General features: G+C 56.1%; 1 pseudogene. It reads right to left on the bottom strand.

The features are described 5' to 3' along the window. Positions 1–440 (bottom strand): annotated as a pseudogene (locus QKE52_RS13370) (hypothetical protein); the annotation flags it as partial.

Below are 440 nucleotides of genomic sequence, written 5' to 3'. Positions count from 1 at the left end.
TGAGCGGGTCTCATCCGCTGGCCCCTGAGCGACAGTTTCGTGGTTAGTAGCAATGCGTTCAGCTGCATCTGCACCGATTCTCATCGTCATCAGGGCATTCCACGAGCAGTGCCGAAAAGCATCGCCCTTTCCATTGCGGAGTGATGTGGCGCCAGGAAACCGGTTCTGCGCTTCCATACTCGCGGTTGTGGCTGCCTGATTGGCGATGCCGCATGATACTACATCGACCAGCGCGATGCAGGACAGCATTTCAAGGCCCTGGAAATATATCCGGTAGGGGTCCGACTGGGCGGTCGCAAAAGGCGCTACCTGAGGATTGATGTCAGTGACCCTGGACGCTTCACCAGGGATAATTAGCGCGTATGAACGGTGCAGGGATCCATTGCGGTCTATAAGCAACGGCTCGGGTGGTTCGCAACACACAATGGTGGTAAAACGAC

Origin of the sequence: Corynebacterium sp. c25Ua_47 (assembly GCF_039907205.1) — a bacterium.
GTDB lineage: Bacteria > Actinomycetota > Actinomycetes > Mycobacteriales > Mycobacteriaceae > Corynebacterium > Corynebacterium hiratae.
The sequence above is the reverse complement of the archived record's forward strand: the minus strand, read 5'-3'. Positions and strand labels throughout refer to the sequence as shown.